The sequence below is a fragment of the Nonomuraea sp. KM90 genome, assembly GCF_052246675.1.
Classification (GTDB): domain Bacteria; phylum Actinomycetota; class Actinomycetes; order Streptosporangiales; family Streptosporangiaceae; genus Nonomuraea.
Genome location: NZ_JBQQCB010000032.1, coordinates 71,077 through 92,279 on the forward strand (window position 1 = coordinate 71,077; position 21,203 = coordinate 92,279).

General features: G+C 73.6%; 18 protein-coding genes. 8 read left to right on the top strand and 10 right to left on the bottom strand.

Annotation, left to right across the window (positions count from 1 at the left end; genetic code table 11):
• Window positions 1–41 precede the first annotated feature (41 nt).
• The 3 genes from ACTWPW_RS28570 to ACTWPW_RS28580 all read right to left on the bottom strand — a co-directional run bounded on the left by ACTWPW_RS28570 (window position 42) and on the right by ACTWPW_RS28580 (window position 3,846).
• Complete coding sequence (locus ACTWPW_RS28570; RefSeq protein WP_443170449.1) at window positions 42–812, bottom strand: peptidoglycan recognition protein family protein; 771 nt, start codon at window positions 810–812, stop codon at window positions 42–44.
• A gap of 81 nt (window positions 813–893) precedes the next feature.
• Window positions 894–1,832: an S-methyl-5-thioribose-1-phosphate isomerase gene (gene mtnA / locus ACTWPW_RS28575; RefSeq protein ID WP_375109467.1), complete on the bottom strand. Its 939-nt coding sequence runs from the start codon at window positions 1,830–1,832 to the stop codon at window positions 894–896.
• A gap of 148 nt (window positions 1,833–1,980) precedes the next feature.
• Window positions 1,981–3,846, bottom strand: a complete 1,866-nt coding sequence (locus ACTWPW_RS28580; protein WP_375109466.1) for a CASTOR/POLLUX-related putative ion channel — start codon at window positions 3,844–3,846, stop codon at window positions 1,981–1,983.
• 95 nt (window positions 3,847–3,941) lie between these two features.
• Here ACTWPW_RS28580 and ACTWPW_RS28585 point away from each other — a divergent pair, with 95 nt between their 5' ends.
• On the top strand, window positions 3,942–5,417 hold the full coding sequence (locus ACTWPW_RS28585) for a protein kinase domain-containing protein (RefSeq protein ID WP_443170450.1): 1,476 nt from the start codon (window positions 3,942–3,944) through the stop codon (window positions 5,415–5,417).
• Window positions 5,418–5,475: 58 nt separating this feature from the next.
• On the top strand, window positions 5,476–6,585 hold the full coding sequence (locus tag ACTWPW_RS28590) for a DUF5925 domain-containing protein (protein ID WP_443170451.1): 1,110 nt from the start codon (window positions 5,476–5,478) through the stop codon (window positions 6,583–6,585).
• Between the two features lie 299 nt (window positions 6,586–6,884).
• Here ACTWPW_RS28590 and ACTWPW_RS28595 read toward each other — a convergent pair whose 3' ends face one another.
• The 3 genes from ACTWPW_RS28595 to ACTWPW_RS28605 all read right to left on the bottom strand — a co-directional run bounded on the left by ACTWPW_RS28595 (window position 6,885) and on the right by ACTWPW_RS28605 (window position 11,182).
• On the bottom strand, window positions 6,885–7,148 hold the full coding sequence (locus ACTWPW_RS28595; protein ID WP_443170452.1) for a hypothetical protein: 264 nt from the start codon (window positions 7,146–7,148) through the stop codon (window positions 6,885–6,887).
• 111 nt (window positions 7,149–7,259) lie between these two features.
• On the bottom strand, window positions 7,260–9,761 hold the full coding sequence (locus tag ACTWPW_RS28600) for a hypothetical protein (protein ID WP_443170453.1): 2,502 nt from the start codon (window positions 9,759–9,761) through the stop codon (window positions 7,260–7,262).
• An 89-nt stretch (window positions 9,762–9,850) separates the two neighbouring features.
• Window positions 9,851–11,182, bottom strand: a complete 1,332-nt coding sequence (locus ACTWPW_RS28605; RefSeq protein WP_443170454.1) for an SWIM zinc finger family protein — start codon at window positions 11,180–11,182, stop codon at window positions 9,851–9,853.
• A gap of 83 nt (window positions 11,183–11,265) precedes the next feature.
• Between ACTWPW_RS28605 and ACTWPW_RS28610 the strand changes: the two genes are divergently transcribed.
• Genes ACTWPW_RS28610 through ACTWPW_RS28620 form a run of 3 tightly spaced genes read left to right on the top strand, consistent with a single transcriptional unit; the run spans window position 11,266 to window position 15,453 of the window.
• Window positions 11,266–12,333 (top strand): C39 family peptidase, encoded by a 1,068-nt coding sequence (locus ACTWPW_RS28610; RefSeq protein ID WP_443170459.1) that lies wholly within the window; start codon window positions 11,266–11,268, stop codon window positions 12,331–12,333.
• Window positions 12,334–12,337: 4 nt separating this feature from the next.
• Window positions 12,338–14,194, top strand: coding sequence for a dipeptidyl-peptidase 5 (locus tag ACTWPW_RS28615; protein ID WP_443170455.1), 1,857 nt, complete (start codon window positions 12,338–12,340; stop codon window positions 14,192–14,194).
• Window positions 14,191–15,453, top strand: a complete 1,263-nt coding sequence (locus ACTWPW_RS28620) for a M20/M25/M40 family metallo-hydrolase (protein WP_364111996.1) — start codon at window positions 14,191–14,193, stop codon at window positions 15,451–15,453. Before ACTWPW_RS28615 ends, ACTWPW_RS28620 begins: the two co-directional genes overlap by 4 nt.
• Window positions 15,454–15,504: 51 nt before the next feature.
• Here ACTWPW_RS28620 and ACTWPW_RS28625 read toward each other — a convergent pair whose 3' ends face one another.
• Window positions 15,505–17,019 (bottom strand): FAD-dependent monooxygenase, encoded by a 1,515-nt coding sequence (locus tag ACTWPW_RS28625; RefSeq protein WP_443170456.1) that lies wholly within the window; start codon window positions 17,017–17,019, stop codon window positions 15,505–15,507.
• A 98-nt stretch (window positions 17,020–17,117) separates the two neighbouring features.
• On the opposite strand from ACTWPW_RS28625, the gene ACTWPW_RS28630 reads away from it, so the two are divergent.
• Window positions 17,118–17,771 (top strand): TetR/AcrR family transcriptional regulator C-terminal domain-containing protein, encoded by a 654-nt coding sequence (locus ACTWPW_RS28630; protein WP_375109458.1) that lies wholly within the window; start codon window positions 17,118–17,120, stop codon window positions 17,769–17,771.
• A gap of 59 nt (window positions 17,772–17,830) precedes the next feature.
• Window positions 17,831–18,433 (top strand): TIGR03086 family metal-binding protein, encoded by a 603-nt coding sequence (locus tag ACTWPW_RS28635; RefSeq protein ID WP_443170457.1) that lies wholly within the window; start codon window positions 17,831–17,833, stop codon window positions 18,431–18,433.
• A gap of 62 nt (window positions 18,434–18,495) precedes the next feature.
• On the opposite strand, the gene ACTWPW_RS28640 is transcribed toward ACTWPW_RS28635, so the two are convergent.
• The 3 genes from ACTWPW_RS28640 to ACTWPW_RS28650 all read right to left on the bottom strand — a co-directional run bounded on the left by ACTWPW_RS28640 (window position 18,496) and on the right by ACTWPW_RS28650 (window position 20,465).
• Window positions 18,496–19,239 (bottom strand): DUF427 domain-containing protein, encoded by a 744-nt coding sequence (locus tag ACTWPW_RS28640; protein WP_375109456.1) that lies wholly within the window; start codon window positions 19,237–19,239, stop codon window positions 18,496–18,498.
• Between the two features lie 56 nt (window positions 19,240–19,295).
• Entirely contained in the window at window positions 19,296–19,883 is a 588-nt protein-coding gene (locus tag ACTWPW_RS28645; protein ID WP_375109455.1) for a hypothetical protein, read from the bottom strand.
• Between the two features lie 114 nt (window positions 19,884–19,997).
• On the bottom strand, window positions 19,998–20,465 hold the full coding sequence (locus ACTWPW_RS28650) for an adenylyltransferase/cytidyltransferase family protein (RefSeq protein ID WP_375109454.1): 468 nt from the start codon (window positions 20,463–20,465) through the stop codon (window positions 19,998–20,000).
• A 171-nt stretch (window positions 20,466–20,636) separates the two neighbouring features.
• On the opposite strand from ACTWPW_RS28650, the gene ACTWPW_RS28655 reads away from it, so the two are divergent.
• On the top strand, window positions 20,637–21,089 hold the full coding sequence (locus ACTWPW_RS28655) for an ATP-binding protein (RefSeq protein ID WP_375109453.1): 453 nt from the start codon (window positions 20,637–20,639) through the stop codon (window positions 21,087–21,089).
• Window positions 21,090–21,203 lie beyond the last annotated feature (114 nt).

The following is a 21,203-nucleotide window of genomic DNA, read 5'->3' on the forward strand; positions in this document are numbered from 1 at the left end:
GTAGGCGGAAGCCCGCGACCCCGGTAACCCAGGGGCGGCCCCTATGAGCTCTGGGAGAGCGGCGCCTCCCACGCCAGCCGCCACGTGATCGGCCCGACGATCCCGTCGTCGTCCACGCCCTGCTGGCGCTGGAACCGGCGGCACACGTCGCGCGACTCGTCGCCGTACGAGCCGTCCACGGCCAGCTCCCAGCCGCGCTCGCTCATCCGCCCCTGCCAGGTGCGCACGTCCTGCCCGCGCAGCACCGGCGGGTACTTCAGCAGCCGGCCCGGGAACGGCGGCGCCGTGGACCCGTCGGCCGGCGCCGGCCTGGGGGCGCCGCGCCTGACCCAGGCGTAGAGCGGCTCGCCGGGGCAGTCGGTGGCGTAGCCGTCGCGGTGTCCCTTGATCTCCTTGCCGGCGTGGCCGCGGTCGCGTACGTACTGGACCGCGTCGAGGATCGCGTGCAGGATCCCGTCGGGCGGCTGGACCAGGCCGGAGTTGCCGACCAGGCCGAGCACGGCGTAGTGGCCGGCGTTGAGCCCCGGGCCGTTCGCGGCGGGCAGATGATGCAGCCCGCGCCCCTCGAACACCTTCTTGTGCGGACAGGCCACGTAGGAGTATCCGATGTCGATCCAGCCGTTGCCGTCCATGTGGTAGCCCTGGATCGACCGCACCAGGGCCACGCAGCCGGCGTGGTCGGACACGATGCCCGGCTCCACCCTGCCGCCGGTGTAGTGGACTTTGACTCCCTTGGCGGAGTCTAGCTGTGTGTAGTCGCCGCGCGGCGCGCGGGCGTTCCAATCGCGCCGTAACACCAGGTCGATGGCCACCGTGAGCTCCGAGGGTCGCTGTCGGGACGACCGAGCGTAACGCGGGGAACGCGGACTGGTCCTGGAGATCGGGGATTTGGTCTACGGTCTGATCACCCGCTGCTCGGTCACGATCGCGCTGATCAGATCGTGCGGCGTCACATCGAACGCCGGGTTCGCCACCCGCGTCCCCTCCGGCGCCAGCCGGACACCCCGGACGGTCACGACCTCGTCCCCGTCACGGTCCTCGATCTCGATCTGGTCGCCCGAGGCGGTGTTCTGGTCGATCGTGGACTCGGGGGCGACGACGACGAACGGCACGCCGGCCCGTTCGGCGCCGAGCGCGAGCGCGTACGAGCCGATCTTGTTGGCGGTGTCGCCGTTGGCGGCGATGCGGTCGGCGCCGATGAGCACCGCGTCCACCTCGCCCTTGGCCAGCAGGTACGGCCCCGCCGAGTCGGCGATGAGCCGGTGCGGCGCGCCCATCCTGGCCAGCTCCCACGTCGTGAGCCGGGCACCCTGCAGCAGCGGCCGGGTCTCCAGCACCAGCACCTCGGCCAGCCGCCCGCGCTCGTGCAGCGTCTGGACGACGCCGAGCGCGGTGCCGCGTTCGACGGCGGCCAGCCCGCCGGTGTTGCACACGGTCATGATCCGCAACCGCTCGCCTTCGAGCAGGTCGGCCCCGCGCTCCCCCATGGCCCGGCAGGCGGCGATGTCGTCGTCGCGCACGCGCAGCGCGGCGGTCAGCACGGCCTCGCGGCCGGCGGGCAGGTGGGCGGCGACCCGGTCGACACCCCACGCGAGGTTGACGGCGGTGGGCCGGGCGGCGCGCAGCTCGGCGATCTGGTCGGGGTCGCCGTCGGCCAGCGCGACGCCGAGCGCCCCCGCCACGCCGAGCGCGGGCGCGCCGCGCACGGCCAGCCGCCGGATGGCGTCCACGAGCTCGCCCACGGTGTGGATGCGCAGCATCACGCACTTGTCGGGCAGCAGGGTCTGGTCCACGAGCTCGACGGCGCCGTCGACCCAGTCAATCGTCCTCACAGGGCAAACGCTAGCTCAGCGGCGGCCGGCGGTCGGCGTTGAGCCAGCGTTGAGCGGCGCTGAGCCAGCGTTGAGCGGCGCTGGGTGGTGTTGGGCGGTGTTGAGCGGCGCTGGGCGGTGTTGGGCGGTGCTGGGCGGTGCTGAGCGGTCAGCGTTCGGCGAGGACGATCACCGAGTCCCGCTGCCCCAGGACGATGGGGACGTTCTTGTCGGGGTTCAGGACGATGCCGTAGTGGGGCGGGTCGTTGCGCGCCGTGGCGTTGCGGTAGCCGATGGCGGTCTCGCCCCTGCGCCGCGCCGACTCCACGACCGTGGAGAACGACACCCGCGTGCCCGTCTTCACGTAGTCGCCCGCCGGGCGCGGGTAGATCTCCGAGCCCTGCGAGTCGAAGAGGTAGCCGAACACGTCCGCCAGGTGCCGGTTCTCGGCGAGCTGGGCCAGGAGCAGGCCGATGACGGTGTCGCTGATCACGATGTCGTCGGCCTCGGTGACCTCGGCCAGGGCGCGGTTGTTCTCGTCGTGCATCTCGCTGACGATCGAGTAGTGCTCGCCGAGCGTGCTCTGCATGTCGCGCAGCTGCAGCAGCGTCATGAGCGTGCGCGTGTCGGAGTGGTGGGCGTCGAAGCGGTCGTCGGAGAGCACGATGACGTGCTGGAACAGGCCCACGCCGAGCGACTCCAGGGCGAACCTGTCGGTGGTGTCGCAGTCCTTGACGTTCACGGTGAGGTTGCGCAGGCCCGCGAGGTTCGTACCGGCCTTGGGGTGGTCGGCGGCGACCTCCAGGACCGAGCCGGGGGCGACGTAGCCGTCGAGGTAGCGGACGATCTGCTCGGCCCGGCCGTTCCAGTTGAGCAGGAGCGTGCGCTCGGGCTCGGTGGCCGCCTTCCCCGCCACGACGATGGCCGCCTCGTCGAGCGACGGCTTGCCGGCGGCCAGGCGTACGTGGGAGTCGTCGTGCGCGATGACGATGACCTGGTCGTCGGCGGCGATGACGGTGTCCGCGGACGGGTTCAGCACCACGCCGGAGGGGCGGCGCAGGCCGATCACGGAGGCCGTCTGGTAGGCGTGCAGCGCCTCCCCGTACGTGACGCCCACCAGCTTCTTCGGGGTGCGCAGGTAGATCTCGCCGCCGTCGAAGTTCAGCAGGTCCATGCAGACCACGGACATGCCGGACTGGCGGGAGGACTGCACGATGAGCCGGGAGGCGGTGTCGTCGGAGTCGACCAGGTGCACGTCCTTGCCGCCGGCCAGGCGGGCGGCGGCGATGTTGCGGCTGGAGGTGAGCCCGGCGACCACCGGCGGGTGGACCCCCTGCCGCTTGGCCAGGGCGAGCAGGATCTTGATGACGTGGGCGTCCGGGTCCTCGCCCTCGGGGGACAGCACGACGACGGAGCGGGCCGCGGCCAGGTTCATCAGCGCGAGGTCGCGCGGCTCGGTGGGCCGCCCGGTGCGGCAGACCAGCCGGGTCCTGCCGAGGCCCCCGACGTGCTCGCGGATGGCCTCCTCCATCTCCAGCTTGTCACGGTCCGCCAGTACGGCGATCACCGAGCCCTTCTGGCTGGCGTGCGCCTTGACCAGCTCGGCCACGATCGTGAACACCTGGTCCGACCAGCCGAGCACCACCGTGTGCCCCGACTCCACGATCCGCGAACGGCCCCTGCGCAGGCGGTCCACCTTCTGCTTGAGACCGTTCGACAGCAGGCCGACGAGCATGCTGACGATGAACAGGCCGCCGAGCGAGCAGACGAACATCACGGCCATGTACGCGAGGGAGCCCTTGTCGCTGGCCACCTTGCCCGGGGTCAGGGCGTGCATGAGAGCGATCCAGAGCACTTCCCCGGCATGCCCCACGCCCTCGGGCTCGTTGGGCGCCAGCCACATCGTGAGCCCGGCCACGATCACGATCAGCCCGACCGACGCCACGGCCAGCCAGCCGATCAGCGACACCGTGCCCCTGGACATGGTGTTGTCGAACCAGTACCGCGCCCGTTCGCGGAACGTGACCTTCGACACTTCCCCGATACCTCCGCATAAGGAGTGATTTATCCCAACGACACAAGGTACCGGTGGATCTTCGCGTCCGCAGGGCGACAGGTAACGTATCGCCCATGGTGAACCCCCTCACCCCCGACGATCCGGCGTCGCTGGGCGGGTTCCGCCTGGCCGGGCGGCTCGGCGAAGGCGGGCAGGGCGTGGTCTACCTCGCCCACTCCCCGGCCGGCGAACCGGTCGCGATCAAGCTGCTCAGCGCCGGTGACCAGCAGACGCGGGCCCGGCTGGCGCGCGAGCTCGACGCGCTGGAGAGCATCGCCTCCTTCTGCACCGCCCGCGTGATCGAGGTCTCGACCGGCGGGCCGAGGCCGTACGTGGTGAGCGAATTCGTGGACGGTCCCTCCCTGGCCGACCGGGTGCGCCTGCGCGGCCCCCTGCGCGGCGGCGACCTCGAGCGCCTCGTCGTCGGCACGGCCACCGCGCTGGCGGCCATCCACGCGGCCGGGGTCGTGCACCGCGACTTCAAGCCGTCCAACGTGCTGCTCGGTCCCGACGGGCCGCGCGTGGTCGACTTCGGCATCGCCCGGGCCGAGGGGGCGGCGACCATGACCTCTGGTCTGATCGGCACGCCCGCCTACCTGTCGCCGGAGCAGATCGGCGGCTCGCCCGCCGCGCCGCCGTCCGACGTGTTCGCGTGGGCGGCGTCCATGGTGTACGCGGCCACCGCGTCGAGCCCGTTCGGGGCCGACACCGTGCCCGCCGTACTGAACCGGGTGCTGCACGCCCAGCCGGACCTGTCGCCGCTGCCGCCACGGCTGCGCGAGGTGCTCGCGTCCTGCCTGGCCAAGGATCCGGCGCGGCGGCCCACGGCGCAGCAACTGATGGTCTCCCTGCTCAACCCCAACCGGCCACCACCCGCCACCCCGTACGCCACGGGCCCCCACGGTCCGCCTCCCGCCCCCGGTCTCCGCCCCGACGGGCAGCCCACGGGGCCCCAGGCTCCGGCGGGAACGACGGCGGGGACGACTGCGCGGGCGGTCCGCTCGCGGGGCCTGCTCATCGGCGCCGTGGCGGTGGCGGTGGCCCTGACCGCGGTCGCCACCACGGCCGTACTGCTGAACTTCTCCCCCGCCACGAGCACCGAGCGCCCGCAGTCGACCACCGAACCCTCGCCCACGGAACCCGTGACGCGGCAGCCCGAGTCACCGTCGGAGTCGAGCCCCGACGAGCAGGGGGAGTCATCGGCCGGCCCGGCGCTGAAGATCCCGGCCGCCTTCGAGGGGGACTGGTCGGGATACACCACCAGCACGAACGTGATGGACACCGACGGCGCCGAGAACAGGGTGAAGCTGGAGGAAGGCGCATCCACGGCGGCGTGGACGGAGAAGGACCAGGACGACGACTGCAAGGGCACCATCGCCCTGACCAAGGTCGAGGAGCGCCGGCTCACCTTCCACCTGGGCCAGAACGAGGGCGGCTGCATCGCCGGCACGATCACCCTGGACATGACAGGCGACGGCCTCACCTATACCTGGCGGGACGTGCCGGGCCCCGGCATCGTCACGCAGACCGGTACCCTCAAGAAAAACTAAGCGTATTCCCAGCCAAAACCCTTCGACATCCGGCGCCGAGACGGAGATCATTAACAATATGTCTGTTATCAGGGAGGTGCCGTTCCCCAGTCCGGACTCCGCCGAGCTCCCGATGAACATCTGGATCGACGACGCCGATTCCGCCATCGACGTCATCGACGCGCTGGCACTGTCGCCGTTCGCGACGGGCGCGCAGCCGTGGTCACGCCTGGCCAATCTGGAGCGCGTACGCCCTGACGCCACGCTCGCCCCCGCCGGCGGGCGCGTGATGCGTACCGCGCGGGTCGAGGACGGCTCGGAGTCGCGGCTGATCTGCGGCGACGGGTGGACCCTGCGGGTCGTACGCCACCGCAACCGCACCGCGACCGTCAGCGTGACGGCGGTGGACGAGGACCTGGCGAAGTCCGTGCTCGCGGAGAGCATCGAGGGCGCCGAGGAGGCCGCCCCGGACGTCGACCACGTCGAGATGGGCTTCTGGTGGCGGGGCATGCACGGCGGCACCCGCTCGGAGAAGCCGATCACGGCGCAGCCCTGGGACGAGATCAGCCCGAACTACTCGGCCAAGGTCCGCCCGGCGCTCGAACGGCTCATGTCCATCACCCCGGCCGACGTCAACGGCCGCCTCATCCTCCTGCACGGGGAGCCGGGCACCGGCAAGACCACGCTGCTGCGCACGCTGGCCAAGCAGTGGCACGACTGGTGCCAGGTGGACTGCGTGCTCGACCCCGAGCGCCTGTTCAACGAGCCCGGCTACCTGATGGAGGTGGCCGTCGGCTACGACACCGACGAGGAGGCACAGCGCTGGCGGCTGCTGGTGCTGGAGGACTGCGACGAGCTGATCAGCTCGGGGGCGAAGGCCCAGGCGGGGCAGGGGCTTTCGCGCCTGCTCAACCTGACGGACGGCCTGCTCGGGCAGGGCCGGGACGTCCTGGTGGCGATCACCACGAACGAGGACCTGGCCCGCCTCCACCCCGCCGTCGTCCGGCCGGGCCGCTGCCTGGCGCAGGTCGAGGTGGGGCCGCTGAGCAAGGAGGAGGCGGTCACGTGGCTGGGGTCGCCGGAGGGGGTGGGGCCGTCGGGGGCGACGCTGGCGCAACTGTACGCGCTGCGCGCCGGCCGCGAGATCACCCCGACCCCCGGCGACGAGTCCACGGGCCTCTACCTCTGACCACCCGCCCCGGGCCGGAGGGCTGAACGGCAGCCCACCCCGGCCCCCTCACCCCGGCCCCCTCACCCCGGCCCGCTGACCCGCTCACCCCGGCCCGCCCGCCGCGGCCGCGACCTTGCGGCCCGGGACCCGCACGCCACGGCCCTGAGCGACCGGGCAGGGCCGGGCCGGGGCCGGAAGATGCCCGGCGCCCCACCACCGGCAGACCGGGACCAAGCGGGGCCACCACCGGCCGCGCCAGGACCAAGCGGACCACACCGGCGAACCGGGACGGCGGGCCGGGACCGGACGGGTGGGTCTTATGTGAGGTAGGTGTGGAGTCGCCGGGCCTCGCGGACGAAGTTGTTCGACGCCCGGCGTTCCGCGACCTCCGCGACGCAGGCCGGCACCCCTCGCGCCTCCGCCCACCGAGCCGCCCGCAAGGCGAACACGAGCCCCTGCGTGTGCCGGGTGTGCGGCCGCTCCCCCGGCCCAGGCAGGAACACGGCCAGGAACCCCGTCATGACCCGCCACACCTCCCGGTGCGCCCCGAGCGCGGCCGCGCTCTCCAGGGTCTCGAACACCGGCCACGGCTTGAGCTCCGTCCGGCGGACCAGCAGCGCGAGCTACCGCACCACCTGCTCGGCGTCGAGACCCACTCGAGCGGCCAGCCCCAACAGGGAACGTGCCCGCTCCTACGGATCGGCCGACCAGGAACGGTCGGCCGCGAAGTACGCCAGCACGAGCGCGACCGCCTCCCCCGCCGGCCCGTCGGCCAGTGCGAGTGCCCATGCCAGGGGCGGCTGGACCCGGGCCCGCTGCCACCGCTCGATCAGGTGCGGCACGAGATGGGCCGCGACGGCCTCCCGGTGCGACGGCATCAGGTACGGCCACCAGTGCATGTACCCGCCGTGTTCCTTCAGCCGATGCTCGGCGGACCCACCCAGCAACTCCCGGACCAGCGGCAACCTCCCGCCCGCGACCCCACCGCCCGACACCTCGCAGCCCGTCAGGCCAACGTCCGACAGGCCAACGTCCGACAGGGCAGCATCCGGCAGGCCGCCGTCCAACGAGCCACCGGCTACCGGGGGCATGATCCGGAGGCGTGGCACCAGTTCATAGACCAGCGTCCCGCCGGTTTCGCGGTCGTCGCCGTACACGTGCCTGTCGCCGTACCCCGGTGCCCCCGCCGGCGGGTAGTACCACCAGGCGATCTCCGTGGCGGACTCGGGCCGCCCGCCGCCCATCCAGCGCGCCGCCGCCCGGCCCGCCTCCGAGGTGAGCCCCGCCGCCCGCGCCACCACCTCGGGTGCGATCTCGCGCGGCAGCCGTAGCAGCGCCTGCTGCAGGTCGGCGGGCAGGGCCTCGACCCCCGCCCGCTCGTAGCCCGCCAGCCGCTCCACCAGCTCCCCGGCGTCCAGGTGGCCGGTCGCCCCGGTGGGCTCGGCCAGCAGGTACGGCGGGAGCGCTCCAGCCGGGATCGCGTCGTACACCTCGGCCCAGCGCCGCAGCAGGAACAGGTGCGGCCCCGGCACGTCCCCGGCCTGCGGCAGCCACGACGACCCCCGCGGCCCCACCGCCTCTCCGACAACGGCCCCGGCGCCCGGCACCACCAGCCGCGCGATCTCCTGGCACCACTGCCAGACCTCCACCCACGGGCGCGCGGGCGGATCCGGGAGCGGCCGTCCCTCTGCCAGCCGGGCCGCGAGCCCCTCCCGGTCGCGGCCGTGGAGCCGTACCACGCCGGCCAGCCACAGCTCCGCGGCCTCCCACCGGGCCGCGGCGGGGCGTGGGTCCAGGTCGGCCGCCGTCCGGAGCGGCGGTGGGAAGGGCTCGGGGCGGAGGGGTTCGGGCAGCGGCGACGGCGTGAACCCGTCGGCGTCCCGCTGGTCGTCGGCCGCCTCCCCGCCGAACACCGCCGCCAGCGTCTCCCCGAGCTCCTGCGGCAGGACGCCGATCGTGTCCCTGATCGCCTGTGCCCCGACCGGCGTGAACCGCTTGGCGTGCTTGACCGCCATCCGCACCGCCCGGCCCTGCACGTCGGCGGACTCGCAGGCGAACGCGTACCCCAGCGCCGGGGCCAGCTCGTCGAGGTCGGCCCCGGGGTCCCGGGCGACCGCGTCGAGCCAGGTGAGCCCGGCCGTCAGCAGCTTGCGCTCGCCCCTGGACAGCAGCGCCCGCACCGCCTCGGTCACCTCATCGGGGTCGAGGGTCTCGAGCCGGCGCAGGTGCCTGAGCGCCGCCTCCGCGACGACCCCGGGCGCGGCGGGCAGCAGCCGCAGGTAGTCGTGGCGTCGCTTGATCACCTCGTCGTACGTGGGCGAGAGCAGCTCGTGCAGCCGTACGAAGAAGCGCAGGTCGGTCGCCTGCCCGCCGCGCAGGAAGCGCCGCAGGCACCCGTCGAGCAGCAGGTCGCGCCCGATCCGGCCCTCGCTCTCCAGCTTCCCGAGCGCCGCCAGCCAGCTCCTCGGCGGGGGAGGGTCGGCGCGCTCGTCGCGCAGGACCAGGCCGACTCCCTCCGCCTCGAACAGCCGGGGCAGGAGGTGGTCGAGCAGCCGGTCCTCGCGCAGGGTGGCCGCGATGGGCGGGTGCCCGGCCCAGGCCACCACGAGCGGGTCGTGCTCGGGCGGGGTGGCGCCGGTGCGGCGCAGCATGGCCAGCACCAGGCCGGCCATCGGGTCCCGGCCCCCGCGCCGTCGCGGGGCGGGGCGGAGCTTGAGCGCGGCGCGGGTGGCGAAGTCGGCCTGCCATTCGGCCGGGCGGGCCGCCAGGACGCGTTCGAGGACGGCCGGGACGGCGGCGTCGTTCCAGCCGTCCTGGAGGTCGCGGCGGTAGAGCCAGGAGACGACGGCTGCGGCGCCGCCGATGGCCGCCGCCCCGGCCACCCGCAGCGGGCCGGCCCAGCTCTCGCCGGGGACGGGGACGGACGGGGAGTTCCACGGGGCGTCCCACCGCCAGCGTTCGTGCTCGTAGACGGTGCGGCCGGCGCGCTGCGCGGCGCGTACGTACTCCCGCCACGCGGCCTCGCTCTCGCGGGCACGCCGGCTCTCGCGGGCACGCCGCCGCGCGTCCGCGCGCTCCTCCGCCACGGGGATGTGCCCGGGCAGCGCGGCGGCCACCTCGCGGCGGGCCCGCTCGTCGAGCGCGAGCACACGGTCGGCCACCAGGTCGAGGTCACCGGTGTCGATGGCCGCCACCACCGACTCCCACGGCGTCCCCCCACCGGACCCGATCGGCCCAACTGCCCCGCTCTCCCCGCCACCCGCGCCCAAGACGCCGGCCGGCGTCACAGTGTCGCCTCCACCGCCACCCGGGCGGCGATCCGGGCCGCCAGCACGTGCTTGCACGGTCCGCGCGACCCCCGGTGGTCGAACCACCACGGGCACGTGCACTCGCCGTCGGCCACCCGCACCCGGCGCACCCCGCCGTCGGTCGTGACCTCGGCCTCGTCGCCGGACAGCAGCCGCACGGCCCCCGAGTCCGCCAGGGCCCTGGCCGCCGTGAGGCGCGGGTTGAGCTGGGCCACCTGGTCCTTGTCGTAGGGGAGCTCGCGGTGGAAGTGGGCGGCCTCGTGCAGGTCGTAGCCGACCCGGCCGGCGGTGCCGAGCTGGGTGAGCGCCGCGCGTACGCGCTCGATGGGCAGCCCCGAGCGGTCGGCGAGCAGGCCGAGCTCGACGGTGGGCTCGAAGTTGAGCAGCATGCCCACCACGTCGGCGTCGCCCGCGGCCTCGTCGGTGGCCAGATCCTCCAGGACCTGGCCCTCGCCGGAGAAGCCGCGCGACGGCTGGGGCGAGACGGCCAGCGTGTAGCGCATGCCGGGCAGCTCCAGCTCCCACGCGCCGGCGGTGGAGGAGCCGTCGGCGCGACCGTAGACCCGCAGCGCCTTGGCGAACCTGAGCAGCGGCATCAGCGTGGCCACCCGCCCGGTGCCCGCCAGGCACACGCCGCCGCGCGCCGCACCGGAGGACAGGCGCAGGTCGCGGCCGGCCGGCACGGCCCAGACGGTGGAGCGGGCGCCCCGGGGCAGGGAGCGCAGGAAGCGTACGGCCTGCGGCCCCGCCAGCTCGGCCCGCAGGTCCCACCCGGAGGCCATCACCTGCACCTCGGCGAACCCGCGCAGCCACCGCGTCGGCAGCGGCACCTTCTTCTCCACCACCGCGCCGTCGAGCGTGGTGACCGTCAGCTCGTCGGGCCCGACGCCCAGGTGGAGCGGGTCCCTGCCGCCCACCCTGGCCAGCGCCTCGCGCAGCGGGCCGTTGACGTCGACGTTGGTCGTGCCCCGGTCGAGCACGTCGCCGTCGAGCTCCAGCACGTCGAGCCGGGCGTAGACGCCGCCGCACGCCGAGAACGACTCGAACCTGAGCCGCCCGCCGTCGCACGTCACCACCGGGTCGCGGGTCCAGCCGGGCCGGGGCTGGTGGTAGCGGGCGAGCGCCACGTCGGCCACGGCCAGCAGTCCCGCGGCGGCCGGGGCGGCCTGGGAGAGCAGCCCGCTGAAGAACCTGGGGTGGGTCTGGGGGCCGGATAACGCGGTGCCACCGGAGGTCGAGAGCCCGAGCTTGCCGTCGGCCAGCACGGAGGGCCCGGCGTAGGAGTATGCCTGCACTGCTGAAGTCATGCCCCGAACCATAGAGATGATCACTGACACAATCGGGCCGGTACGTAAACCATCCGATGTGCGACATGGAGTGCGAAACCACAATGTGCCTGGTGCTCACCGTCGATCTGGCCCGCGTCGCCTTCGCCCGCTTCGCCGTACCCGAAGGGTCCGCGGGCGGCGAGGCTGGCGAGTGGACCGGCGAGGAGCAGGTGATCGGCTTCCCGGCCACCCAGATCGTGCCGTCCTGGACCGCGCGCACCCCGCCCGGCTCGTGGATCGAGGTCGCGCTGCGCGCCAGGACCGCCTCCGGCGGTCTCACCAAGTGGTACGTCATGGGCCGCTGGTCCGAGCACGGCGATCCGCGCACCTCGGTGCCCGGCCAGGGCGACGAGGACGGGGACGTGGCGGTGGACACGTTCGTGGCCAGGCGGCCGGTGGTGGCCTACCAGGTGCGGGTGACCCGGCACGGCGACGGCGCCCGGGTGACCGGGCTGGGGGTGATGGCCTCGGCGCTGCCGCCGCGGGCGCCCGCCCCGAGCGCCCCCGGCACGGGCGGGGCCGTGGAGCTGGCGGTGCCCCGGCACTCGCAGCACGCGCACGCCGGGCACCACCCGCGCTACGACGGCGGGGGCGCCAACTGGTGCGGCCCCGCCTCGGTGGCGATGGTGCTGGGCTTCTGGGGACGCGGCCCGGAGCCCGGCGAGCTGGGCTGGGTGGGCGACGACGATCCGGCGCCGGCGGTCGACCACGCGGCGGCGGGCACGTACGACGAGAGCTACCAGGGCACCGGCAACTGGCCGTTCAACGTGGCCTACGCGGGGCGGTACGGGCTGTCCGGGTTCGTCACGCGGCTGCGGTCGGCGGCGGAGCTGGAGCAGTTCGTACGGGCGGGGATCCCGGTGATCACGTCCCAGTCGTTCAAGGCGCACGAGCTGCCCGGCTCCTGCTACTCCACGAACGGCCACATCCTGGTCGTCACCGGTTTCACGGCCGGGGGCGACGTCATCGTGAACGACCCCGCCGCGCCCGGCGACGCCGAGGTCCGCCGGGTCTACCCGCGGGCGGCGTTCGAGCACGTGTGGCTCAGGAGCTCGGGCAGCGGCGGCATCGCGTACGTCGTTCACCCGCCCGAACTCCCTCTTCCTCCTTGTACCAACGGCAATTGGTGAACTGATGAGCATTCGACCGATCGACGTGGCCCGTACCGACGGCGGCCCCCAGTGGGTGGAGGCGGTGGCCACGCCCTCCGGTGTCGAGGTCTGGTGGGACGAGCCGCGCCCGCACGAGGGCGGCCGGCGCTGCGTGGTGCGCCGCCTGCCGGACGGCTCCCGCGTCGACGCGCTCCCCGAGGGCTGGAACGCCCGCAACCGCGTCGTCGAGTACGGCGGCCGCTCCTGGCGCCCGCTGCCCGGGGGCGGCCTGGTCTTCACGAACTGGGCCGACCAGCGCCTGTACCGCCTGGACGAGCACGAGCCGGTGCCGCTGACCCCGGCGGGCCCGTCGCGGTACGCCGACCTCTACCTCCCGCCGGACCGGGACGAGGTGTGGGCGGTCAGGGAGACCGGCGACGTGCGGGACCTGGTGGCGGTGCCGCTGGACGGCGGCCCGCTCAGAGTCATCACCAAAGCCCAACATTTCCTGATGAACCCCCGCATTTCCCCTGACGGCCGATATGTCTCCTGGATCGGCTGGGACCACCCGAACATGCCGTGGGACGGCACCGAGCTGTGCGTGGCCCCGCTGCGCGAGGACGGCACGGCGGGGCCGTACGAGGTGGTCGCGGGCGGCCCGAGCGAGTCGGTGGCCCAGGCCGAGTGGCGTGACGCCACCAGCCTGTACGCGGTCACGGACCCCACCGGCTGGTGGAACGTGCACCTCGTCCCGCTCGACGGCTCCCCCGCCCGCAACCTCGCCCCGATGGAGCTGGAGTTCGGGGCGGCGGCCTGGAAACCGGGCCTGACCTGCTTCGCCGTCGCCGAGGACGGCCGCCTGGTCGTCGTCTACGGCACCGCCGACCACCGCCGCCTGGGCGTGCTCGACCCGGAGACCGGCGACCTCCGCGAGATCGGCGGGGCGGCCACCCACTGGTCCTCGACGGTCTCGGTCGCGGGAGGGCGGGCGGCGGCCGTGGGGGCGACGCCGTACACGCCGCTGGAGGTCACGCTCGTCGGCCTGGCCGACGGCGCGCACGAGGTGGTGTCGGCGCGCAAGCCGCTGCCGGACCGCGCCCTGCTCCCCACGCCGGAGACCGTGACGATCGAGGGCGTGCACGCCCACCTCTACCCGCCGGCCGGGGCGCAGGGCCCCGGCCCGTACGTGATCTTCGTGCACGGCGGGCCGACCGGGAACCTGCCGATCGTGCTGGACCTGGAGATCGCCTACTTCACCAGCAGGGGCATCGGCGTGGCCGTGGTGAACTACGGCGGGTCGACCGGCTACGGCCGCGCCTACCGGGAGCGGCTGCGCCACCAGTGGGGCGTGGTGGACGTGCAGGACTGCGCCAGGGTGGCGCGCGGCCTGGTCGAGCTGGGCCGGGCCGACGCCGCCAAGCTCGCCATCCGGGGCGGCAGCGCGGGCGGCTGGACCACGGTGGCGGCGCTCGTGCACAGCGACGTGTTCGCGGGCGGGGTCGCGCACTACGCGATCACCGACCCGGAGAGCTGGGCGGCCGAGACGCACGACTTCGAGTCGCGCTATCTGGACGGCCTGGTGGGCCCGCTGCCCGAGACGCGGGAGCGCTACACCGAGCGCTCCCCGCTCCTGAACGCCTTCCGGGCATCGGGCCCGTGCCTCATGCTGCACGGCCTGGAGGACGCGATCGTGGATGTGGGCCAGGCCGAGCGATTCACCGCCGAACTGGACAAGCATGGCAAAGAGTGGGCCTTGCTCACCTTTCCCGGCGAGCAGCACGGCTGGCGCAGGGAGGAGACTATCGTCGCGGTGCTGGAGGCCGAGCTGGCCTTCTACGGGCTGATCTTCGACATGGAGACGCCCGGTGTGCCGCCTTTGACACTTAAGGGGAGAGCATGAAGAGCGTTGCCGAGATCTGCTCGGACCTGATCAGGTTCGACACCACGAACCCCGGCTCCGGGGAGCGCCCGGCCGCCGAATACGTCGCCACGCTGCTGGCCGACGCGGGGCTGGAGCCGGTGGTGTTCGAGTCGGCGCCGAAGCGGACCACCGTCGTGGCCAGGATCGACGGCGACTCCCCCGACGCGCTGCTCGTGCACGGCCACCTCGACGTGGTGCCCGCCGACCCGGCCGAGTGGCAGATGCACCCGTTCTCCGGGGAGATCGTGGACGGCTGCGTGTACGGCCGGGGCGCGGTCGACATGAAAGGGTCGTGCTCGATGACCCTGGCCACCGTGCTCGGCATGCTGGCGCGGGGCGAGCGGCCCCGGCGCGACCTGGTGCTGGCGTTCCTGGCGGACGAGGAGGCCACCGGCGACTACGGCTCGCGGCACGCGGTGACCGAGCACCGGGAGCTGTTCGACGGCGTGACCGAGGCGATCAGCGAGTCGGGCGGCTTCAGCGTCGCCTCCGAAGGGCACCGGGTGTACCCGATCGCGGTGGGCGAGCGCGGGACCGCCTGGATGAGGCTGACCGCGCACGGCGTGGCCGGCCACGGCTCCCGGCCGCCCGTGGACAACCCGGTCGCGACGCTGGTGCACGCGCTGTCGCGGGTGGCCTCGTACCAGTGGCCGGTACGCCTGACGCCGTCGGTCGCGGCGCTCGTCCGGAGCCTGTCGGAGATCACCGGGCAGCCGATCGACCTGGACCGGCTGGACGCGGAGGCGGCCCGGCTCGGGCCGCTGGGCAGCCTGTTCAAGAGCCAGATCCGCAACTCGGCGAACCCGACGATGCTCGACGCCGGGTACAAGGTCAACGTCGTGCCCTCGACCGCCTCGGCGCACGTGGACGGGCGTTACCTGCCGGGGTTGCAGGAGGAGTTCCTGGAGACGATCGACGAGCTGCTCGGGCCGAAGGTCACCCGCGAGTTCGTCAACCTGGAGGAGGCGCCCGACGCGCCGTACCCGTCGGCGTTCTTCGACGAGCTGGCCGGCTCGCTCGTGGCCGAGGACCCGCTGGCCAGGCCGGTCCCGTACGTGATGGCGGGCGGGACCGACGCCAAGTCCTTCGCCCGGATCGGCATCAAGGGGTACGGCTTCGCGCCGCTCATGCTCCGGCCCGACCTGGACTACTTCGGGATGTTCCACGGCAAGGACGAGCGGGTGCCGGTCGAGGGCCTGGAGTTCGGCACCCGGGTCCTCACCCGCCTCCTCACCTGACAGCCCCACCCGACCGTGGGGGCGGGCGTCACGCGGTCGTGGGGGCGGGCGTCACGCGGTCGTGGGCGGGCCGAACCACGTCGTGAGCGCGTCGCCCGCCGCGCCCGCGTCCCCCGCCCACGCGACGTACCCGTCGGGCCGCACCAGCACGGCGCTCGCCCCGCCGAAGCCCGCGTCGGCCGGGAGCCGGACCGACCCGACCCGGTCCGCGTACCCGGCCACGGCGGCTCCGACGTCCCCGGTCCCGATGAGGAGACCGCGCCCCTCCCCCAACGGGCCGTGCCCCTCCCGGAGCGCGACCTCCCCTGGCGCCCCGGCCCGCTCCAGGGGCGGGGCGAAGCGGCCGACCAGGGGGTGCGCCGAGCCGGGCGCGTAGTCCACCTCCGTCCCGTCGGCCATGCCCGTGAAGTGCCGTCGCGCCTCCCCCAGCTCCAGCACCTCCGACAGCACCTCCCGCAACGCGTCCACCTGCGCCCCCGGCCGCATCAGGGCCACCTGCGCCCGCGTGTTGCGCAGCACCCGGGCCGCCACCGGATGCCGCTCGGCCGTGTAGCTGTCGAGCAGGCTGCCGGGCGCCGCCCCGCGGACCACCAGCCCCAGCTTCCAGCCGAGGTTGACCGCGTCCTGCAGCCCGAGGTTGAGCCCCTGGCCGCCGATGGGCGAGTGCACGTGCGCCGCGTCCCCGGCCAGCAGCACCCGCCCCTCCCGGTACGAGCGCGCGTGCCGGGTGTTGTCGCTGTAGCGGATCCCGGTCTCCAGCCGCTCGACGACAACCTCCAGCCCCGTCACCCGCCGCAGGCTGGCCTGCAACTCGGCCGCCGTCATCGGCGCGTCCCGGTCGTCCGGCCCGCCGTCGAACTCGATGGTGGCGATCTCCCCCGGCACGAGTGACAGGTTCACCAGCCCGCCGGGGCTGCGCAGCGACGAGGTCACCATGCCGGGATCGGCCAGCTCGGCCACGGCGGTGCGCCCGGTCATGGTCGCCGGCGTGCCCTCGAACGCGATCCCCGACCGCTTGCGCACCAGGCTGCGCCCGCCGTCGCAGCCCACGAGGTACGCCCCGCGCACCACCTCCCCGCCGGCCAGGGTGGCCGTGACCCCGGCGGTGTCCTGCGCGACGTCCGCCACCGCGCACCCCTGCCGGATCCGCACCCCCATCGCGGCCGCCCGCTCGGCGAGGACGCCCTCCAGCCGGTCCTGCCTGAGCATGAGGTATTCGGCCTCCCCGCCCTCGTCCAGCAGCGGCAGCCCGGCGAAGTGCCCCCTGATCTGGCCTTTCCGCAGCAGCTCCACCATCAGGGCGACCAGGTCCGCCCCGGCCGGCCCACGGCGGTCGGCCAGCTCGTCGAGCATCTCCCATTGGGCCCGCTCCACCGGCTCCTTCAGGCCGCGCAGGGCCAGCGACCGCACGGTGCGCGCGTTGAGCGAGCGCAGCCCGAGGCTGCGCGTCCTGCGCTCCTCGCCGGTGGCCGCCTCCAGGACCAGCGGGTCCGCCCCGGCGAGCTTGAGCTCGCACGCCAGCAGCAGCCCCACGGGCCCGCCGCCGACGACGATCACGTCGTTCATGAACCGATCTCCTCTACTTACAGCGTATGCTTACGCTGTAAGTAGAGCACATACACCGTAAGCTTTGTCAATCGGGAACGGGGTGAGAGGAGCACTGGATGGCCCGGCGCGAGCCGCTGAACAGGGAGAAGGTCCTCGACGCGGCCCTGGGACTGGCCGACGAGGAGGGCCTGGACGGGCTTTCCATGCGGCGGCTGGCGAAGGCGCTCGGCGTGGAGGCGATGTCGCTCTACAACCACGTCGCGAACAAGGCCGACCTCCTCGACGGCATCGCCGAGCGGGTGTTCGCCCAGGTCGAGCGGCCGGATCCGGAGCTGCCCTGGCAGGAGCAGGTCCGGGCGGTGGCGCTGAGCACGTACCGGGCGTTCAGCCGGCATCCGGTCGTGCCGCTGGCGCTGGTCACCGACCGGTCCAACCCGACCTCCGTACGCGCGCTGGCGCCGCTCGACGCCCTGGTGGGCGCCCTGTTCGGGGCCGGGTTCGACGACGTGGCCGCCTGGCGGGCCCTGGGGGCGGTGAACGGGCTGGTGTTCGGGTCGCTGCTCATGTCCACCGGCGGGTTCACCGGCGACTCCGGGGAGCACGCGGGAGCCCGGAACGTCGGCGCGTACATCCGCGAGATGGACCCCGTGGCGCTGCCGCACTTCAGCCGGCTGCTGCGCGGGACGCGGCACGGCGTGAACCCGGAGGCCGACTTCGAGTACTCCCTCGACCTGCTGATCCGGGGGCTGGCGAGCGAGGCCCCGAAATAGTGGAACAAAATGTTCCGTTCTGCTAGAGTGGAGGCATCGACTTCGAAAGGGGCTCCCCCATGAACGGCGACTTCACCCCCAGCGGCTGGGACGTTCTCGACGCCTCGCACCGGGCCTTGCGCGAGGCCGTCGCGGCCGTCCCGCAGGGCGGCTGGGACCTGCCGACGCCCTGCGACGGCTGGAGCGTGACCAAGGTGTTCCAGCACGCCGTGGGCGACCAGATCGGCTTCGCCGCCGCGCTGACCGGCGAGCCCGGCCCCTCGTTCAACCCGTTCGACCCCTCGGGCGTGCTGGAGGGCGACCCGCGGGCGTTCCTGGAGGACGCGCTGTCCCGCTCGGCGAAGGCGTGGGCGGGGGTGGACCGGGAGGCCGCCGAGGTGCCGACGCCGGTGCCGCCGAACAAGATGTCGCCCTGGTCGGGCTCGACGGCGTGCGCCCTGGACGCGGCCGTGCACGCCTGGGACATCGCGATGGCGACCGGCGGCCCCTCGCCCCTCACGCCGGAGATGGCCCGGCCGCTGCTGACGGTGGCCAGAGAGATCGTCGAGCCGCTGCGGGCCTGGGGCGCGTACGCCGCCGCGCTGGAGCCGCAGGAGGGCGACGACGACGTGGCCGCCCTGCTGCGCTACCTCGGCCGCGACCCCCACTGGACCGCCTCCTGACCGAGCCACCTCCCACCGTCTCCTGACCGGGCCGGCCCGGTCAGGAGGCGGCGCGCGGGACGTCAGGAGAACTTCGTCTTGGGCCGCTCCTGGAGCTCACCGTCCACGTACACGTCGAGCTTCTCGTCGTAGAACGCGACCAGTCCGGCGACCTTCTCGCTCTCCGGCAGCGGCGTCCGGTAGGACCAGGCCAGGTCCTTCTTGCCGTTGACCGACCAGTATTCGGCCGTGCCCTTGTAGGGGCAGTGCGTGGCGGTGTCGGTGCGTTCGAGCAGGTCGAGCCGAACGTCCGTCTTCGGCAGGTAGTAGCGGGTGGGCAGGCCGGTCTCGAAGAGGATCCGCGGGCTGTGCGAGTCGGCGACGGTGACGCCGTCCACCTCGATCCGCACGTGCCGCGAGCTCGTCAGGATGTCCACCCTGGTGTACGGGTCGCGCGGGTGGAAGAACACCTCCTCGTCCTCCTCGAACCACGCGTCCATGGCGTCCCACTCGAACCGGACGTGGCCGCGGATCTGCTCCAGCGGCGAGTCGGGGTAGGCCAATGCCGCGTCGGCGGCCTCCGCCGTGCCCGAGGTGACCGTGTAGACGACGGCCTCACCCCTGCTCGGGGAGTGCTTGGTGGCCCCGGTGGCCTTCAGCGCGGACTCGTCCACGTCGGACAGCGGGAAGTAGTAGGCGGGGTAGTACGGGACCTCCCACACCAGGAGGGCGGAGGTGGTGTCGGCCACCACCCGGCCGCCGAGATACGTCCTCACACGCTTGGCCGTGCGCTCCACGCGCACCCGGCCGCGGTTCGTGGCATCCATGTTCGCGGCAACCCCGCCGGCGCCGCCCCTATTCCGCCGCCTGGCCCCTCATCAGGTCAATTCACTCCGAAGGCGCTCAGGGTGGCCCACGTCGTCAGCGTGCCGGCCGCCGCGCCGGCGGCGACCTGCGCCCAGGTGTGGTGCGCCAGGCGTACCCTGGCCCAGCACACCAGCGCCACCACGGCGGCGCCGCCGATCGCGGCCGGCCAGACGGGCAGGACGTGCGCGAACACCACGACCGTGCCCGCGGAGACGGCGGCGTGGAAGGAGATCTTCCAGCGCAGCGTGATCGGCACGGTCACCGCCAGGGCGGCCAGCATCGCCGTCACGGTCGCCACGAGCAGCGTCGGCGCGCCCATCACGACCAGCAGCGCCAGCGCCACCAGCACGGCCGCCACGGCGGCGAGCAGCGGGCCGGTGCGGCGGGCGCGGTCCACGATGTGGTGGGAGTCGAGGCGGCCGGAGCGCACGCCGAGCGCGATCACCGCCGCCGGCACGCCACCGCAGAACGCCGAGGCCACCAGCCCCCAGGCCGCACCGCGCCACCCTTGCGCGAGCAGGCCGACGACCGGCGGCATGACGATCACCAGCACCTGCGGTGCCAGCAGGTTCGTCACCCGTTTCGCGACGAGGTCTGGCGTCATGTCATGAAAGATTACGCGATCATGGCACGCGCCCCGGCAGGCACCCCGCCACCGGGCGCGGCACCCACGTTCCCGCAGCCCATCACCGGTCCGCCACGGCGGTGGCGGGGGCGGTCAGCCCTTGCCCGCCGCGTTCACGATGCGGGTCGTCGAGCGGTCCGGGATGGCCTCCAGCTCCCAGCACTCGGCGCCCAGGATCGCCGCCGCGGCGGCCCGGGCCCCGGCGTGCGGGTCGCCCACCGTGTGGGCGAGCGCGGCCGGCCGCATCGGCGCCAGCAGGTCGATGTAGTCCTCGGGGCCGTGCGCGTCCGGCGGGCCGGTCACGATGAAGACCCCGGTCACGAAGCGGAGCGCGGCCAGCACCTCGGCCCGCTCCGCCGATGGGTTGAACGGGCGGCTCGGCCCCTTCCACGCGCGCACGCGCGGATCGTCCTCGACGCCGACGACCAGCGGCAGCCCGCGGGCGGCCACCTCGCCGAGATAGCGCACGTGGCCGACGTGCAGGATGTCGAAGACGCCGGTCACGACCGCCGCCCCCGGCCGCTCGTACGGCCGCGTCCAGACGGCCTCCAGGCTGCTCACGCGACCTCCTGCTCCCCCACGGGCCTAGACGACTCGTCGATCGCAGCGTACTCGGTCGGGGTCGGAGGTCGTACAAGCGACCTTGGGAAAGGCCATTCCTACCTTTTCGCAATAATCTCCGCCCCACCTCTGGCGCGTCTCATAACGTCACCGGATTTGGGGGAGGTCGCCGTGGCAGCGCCGGACTCGCACCACGCGGATGAGGAAGACCAGCCCGGCCCAGGCGATCTCGTGGTCCGGCTGCCGGGGGTGCCCTCCCAGGTGTCCAGGGCCCGGGGTCTCGTGACGGCCGCGCTGGGCCGCGACCATCCGCTGTACGACGACGTGGTCCTGCTCACCAGCGAGCTGGCCACGAACGCGATCCTGCACACCAGGTCCGGTTCCGGGGGTTCGTTCACGGTGACCGTGGCCAGCTCGCCGGCCATGGTGCGGGTGTTCGTGTCGGACGGCGGGTCGGACGGGCCGCCGTGCGTGTGCCGTACGAGCACGCAGTCCACCAGCGGCCGCGGCCTGCCGCTGATCGAGGCGCTCAGCCACCGCTGGGGCTTCACCCGCGAGGCCGGCTCCACGACGGTCTGGTTCGAGCTGCTCCAGGCCCGCGTACCCGCGGGGGTGGCCGTCTAGGGCCTGTTTCAGAAGTCGGGTGAGGAGTCTCGGCTGAGGGCTGCGTGTGCTCGAGATGCCTGAGCGGTCCAGATGGTGACGTCGGAAGCGATACGGCTCGGGTCGGTCGCGGTA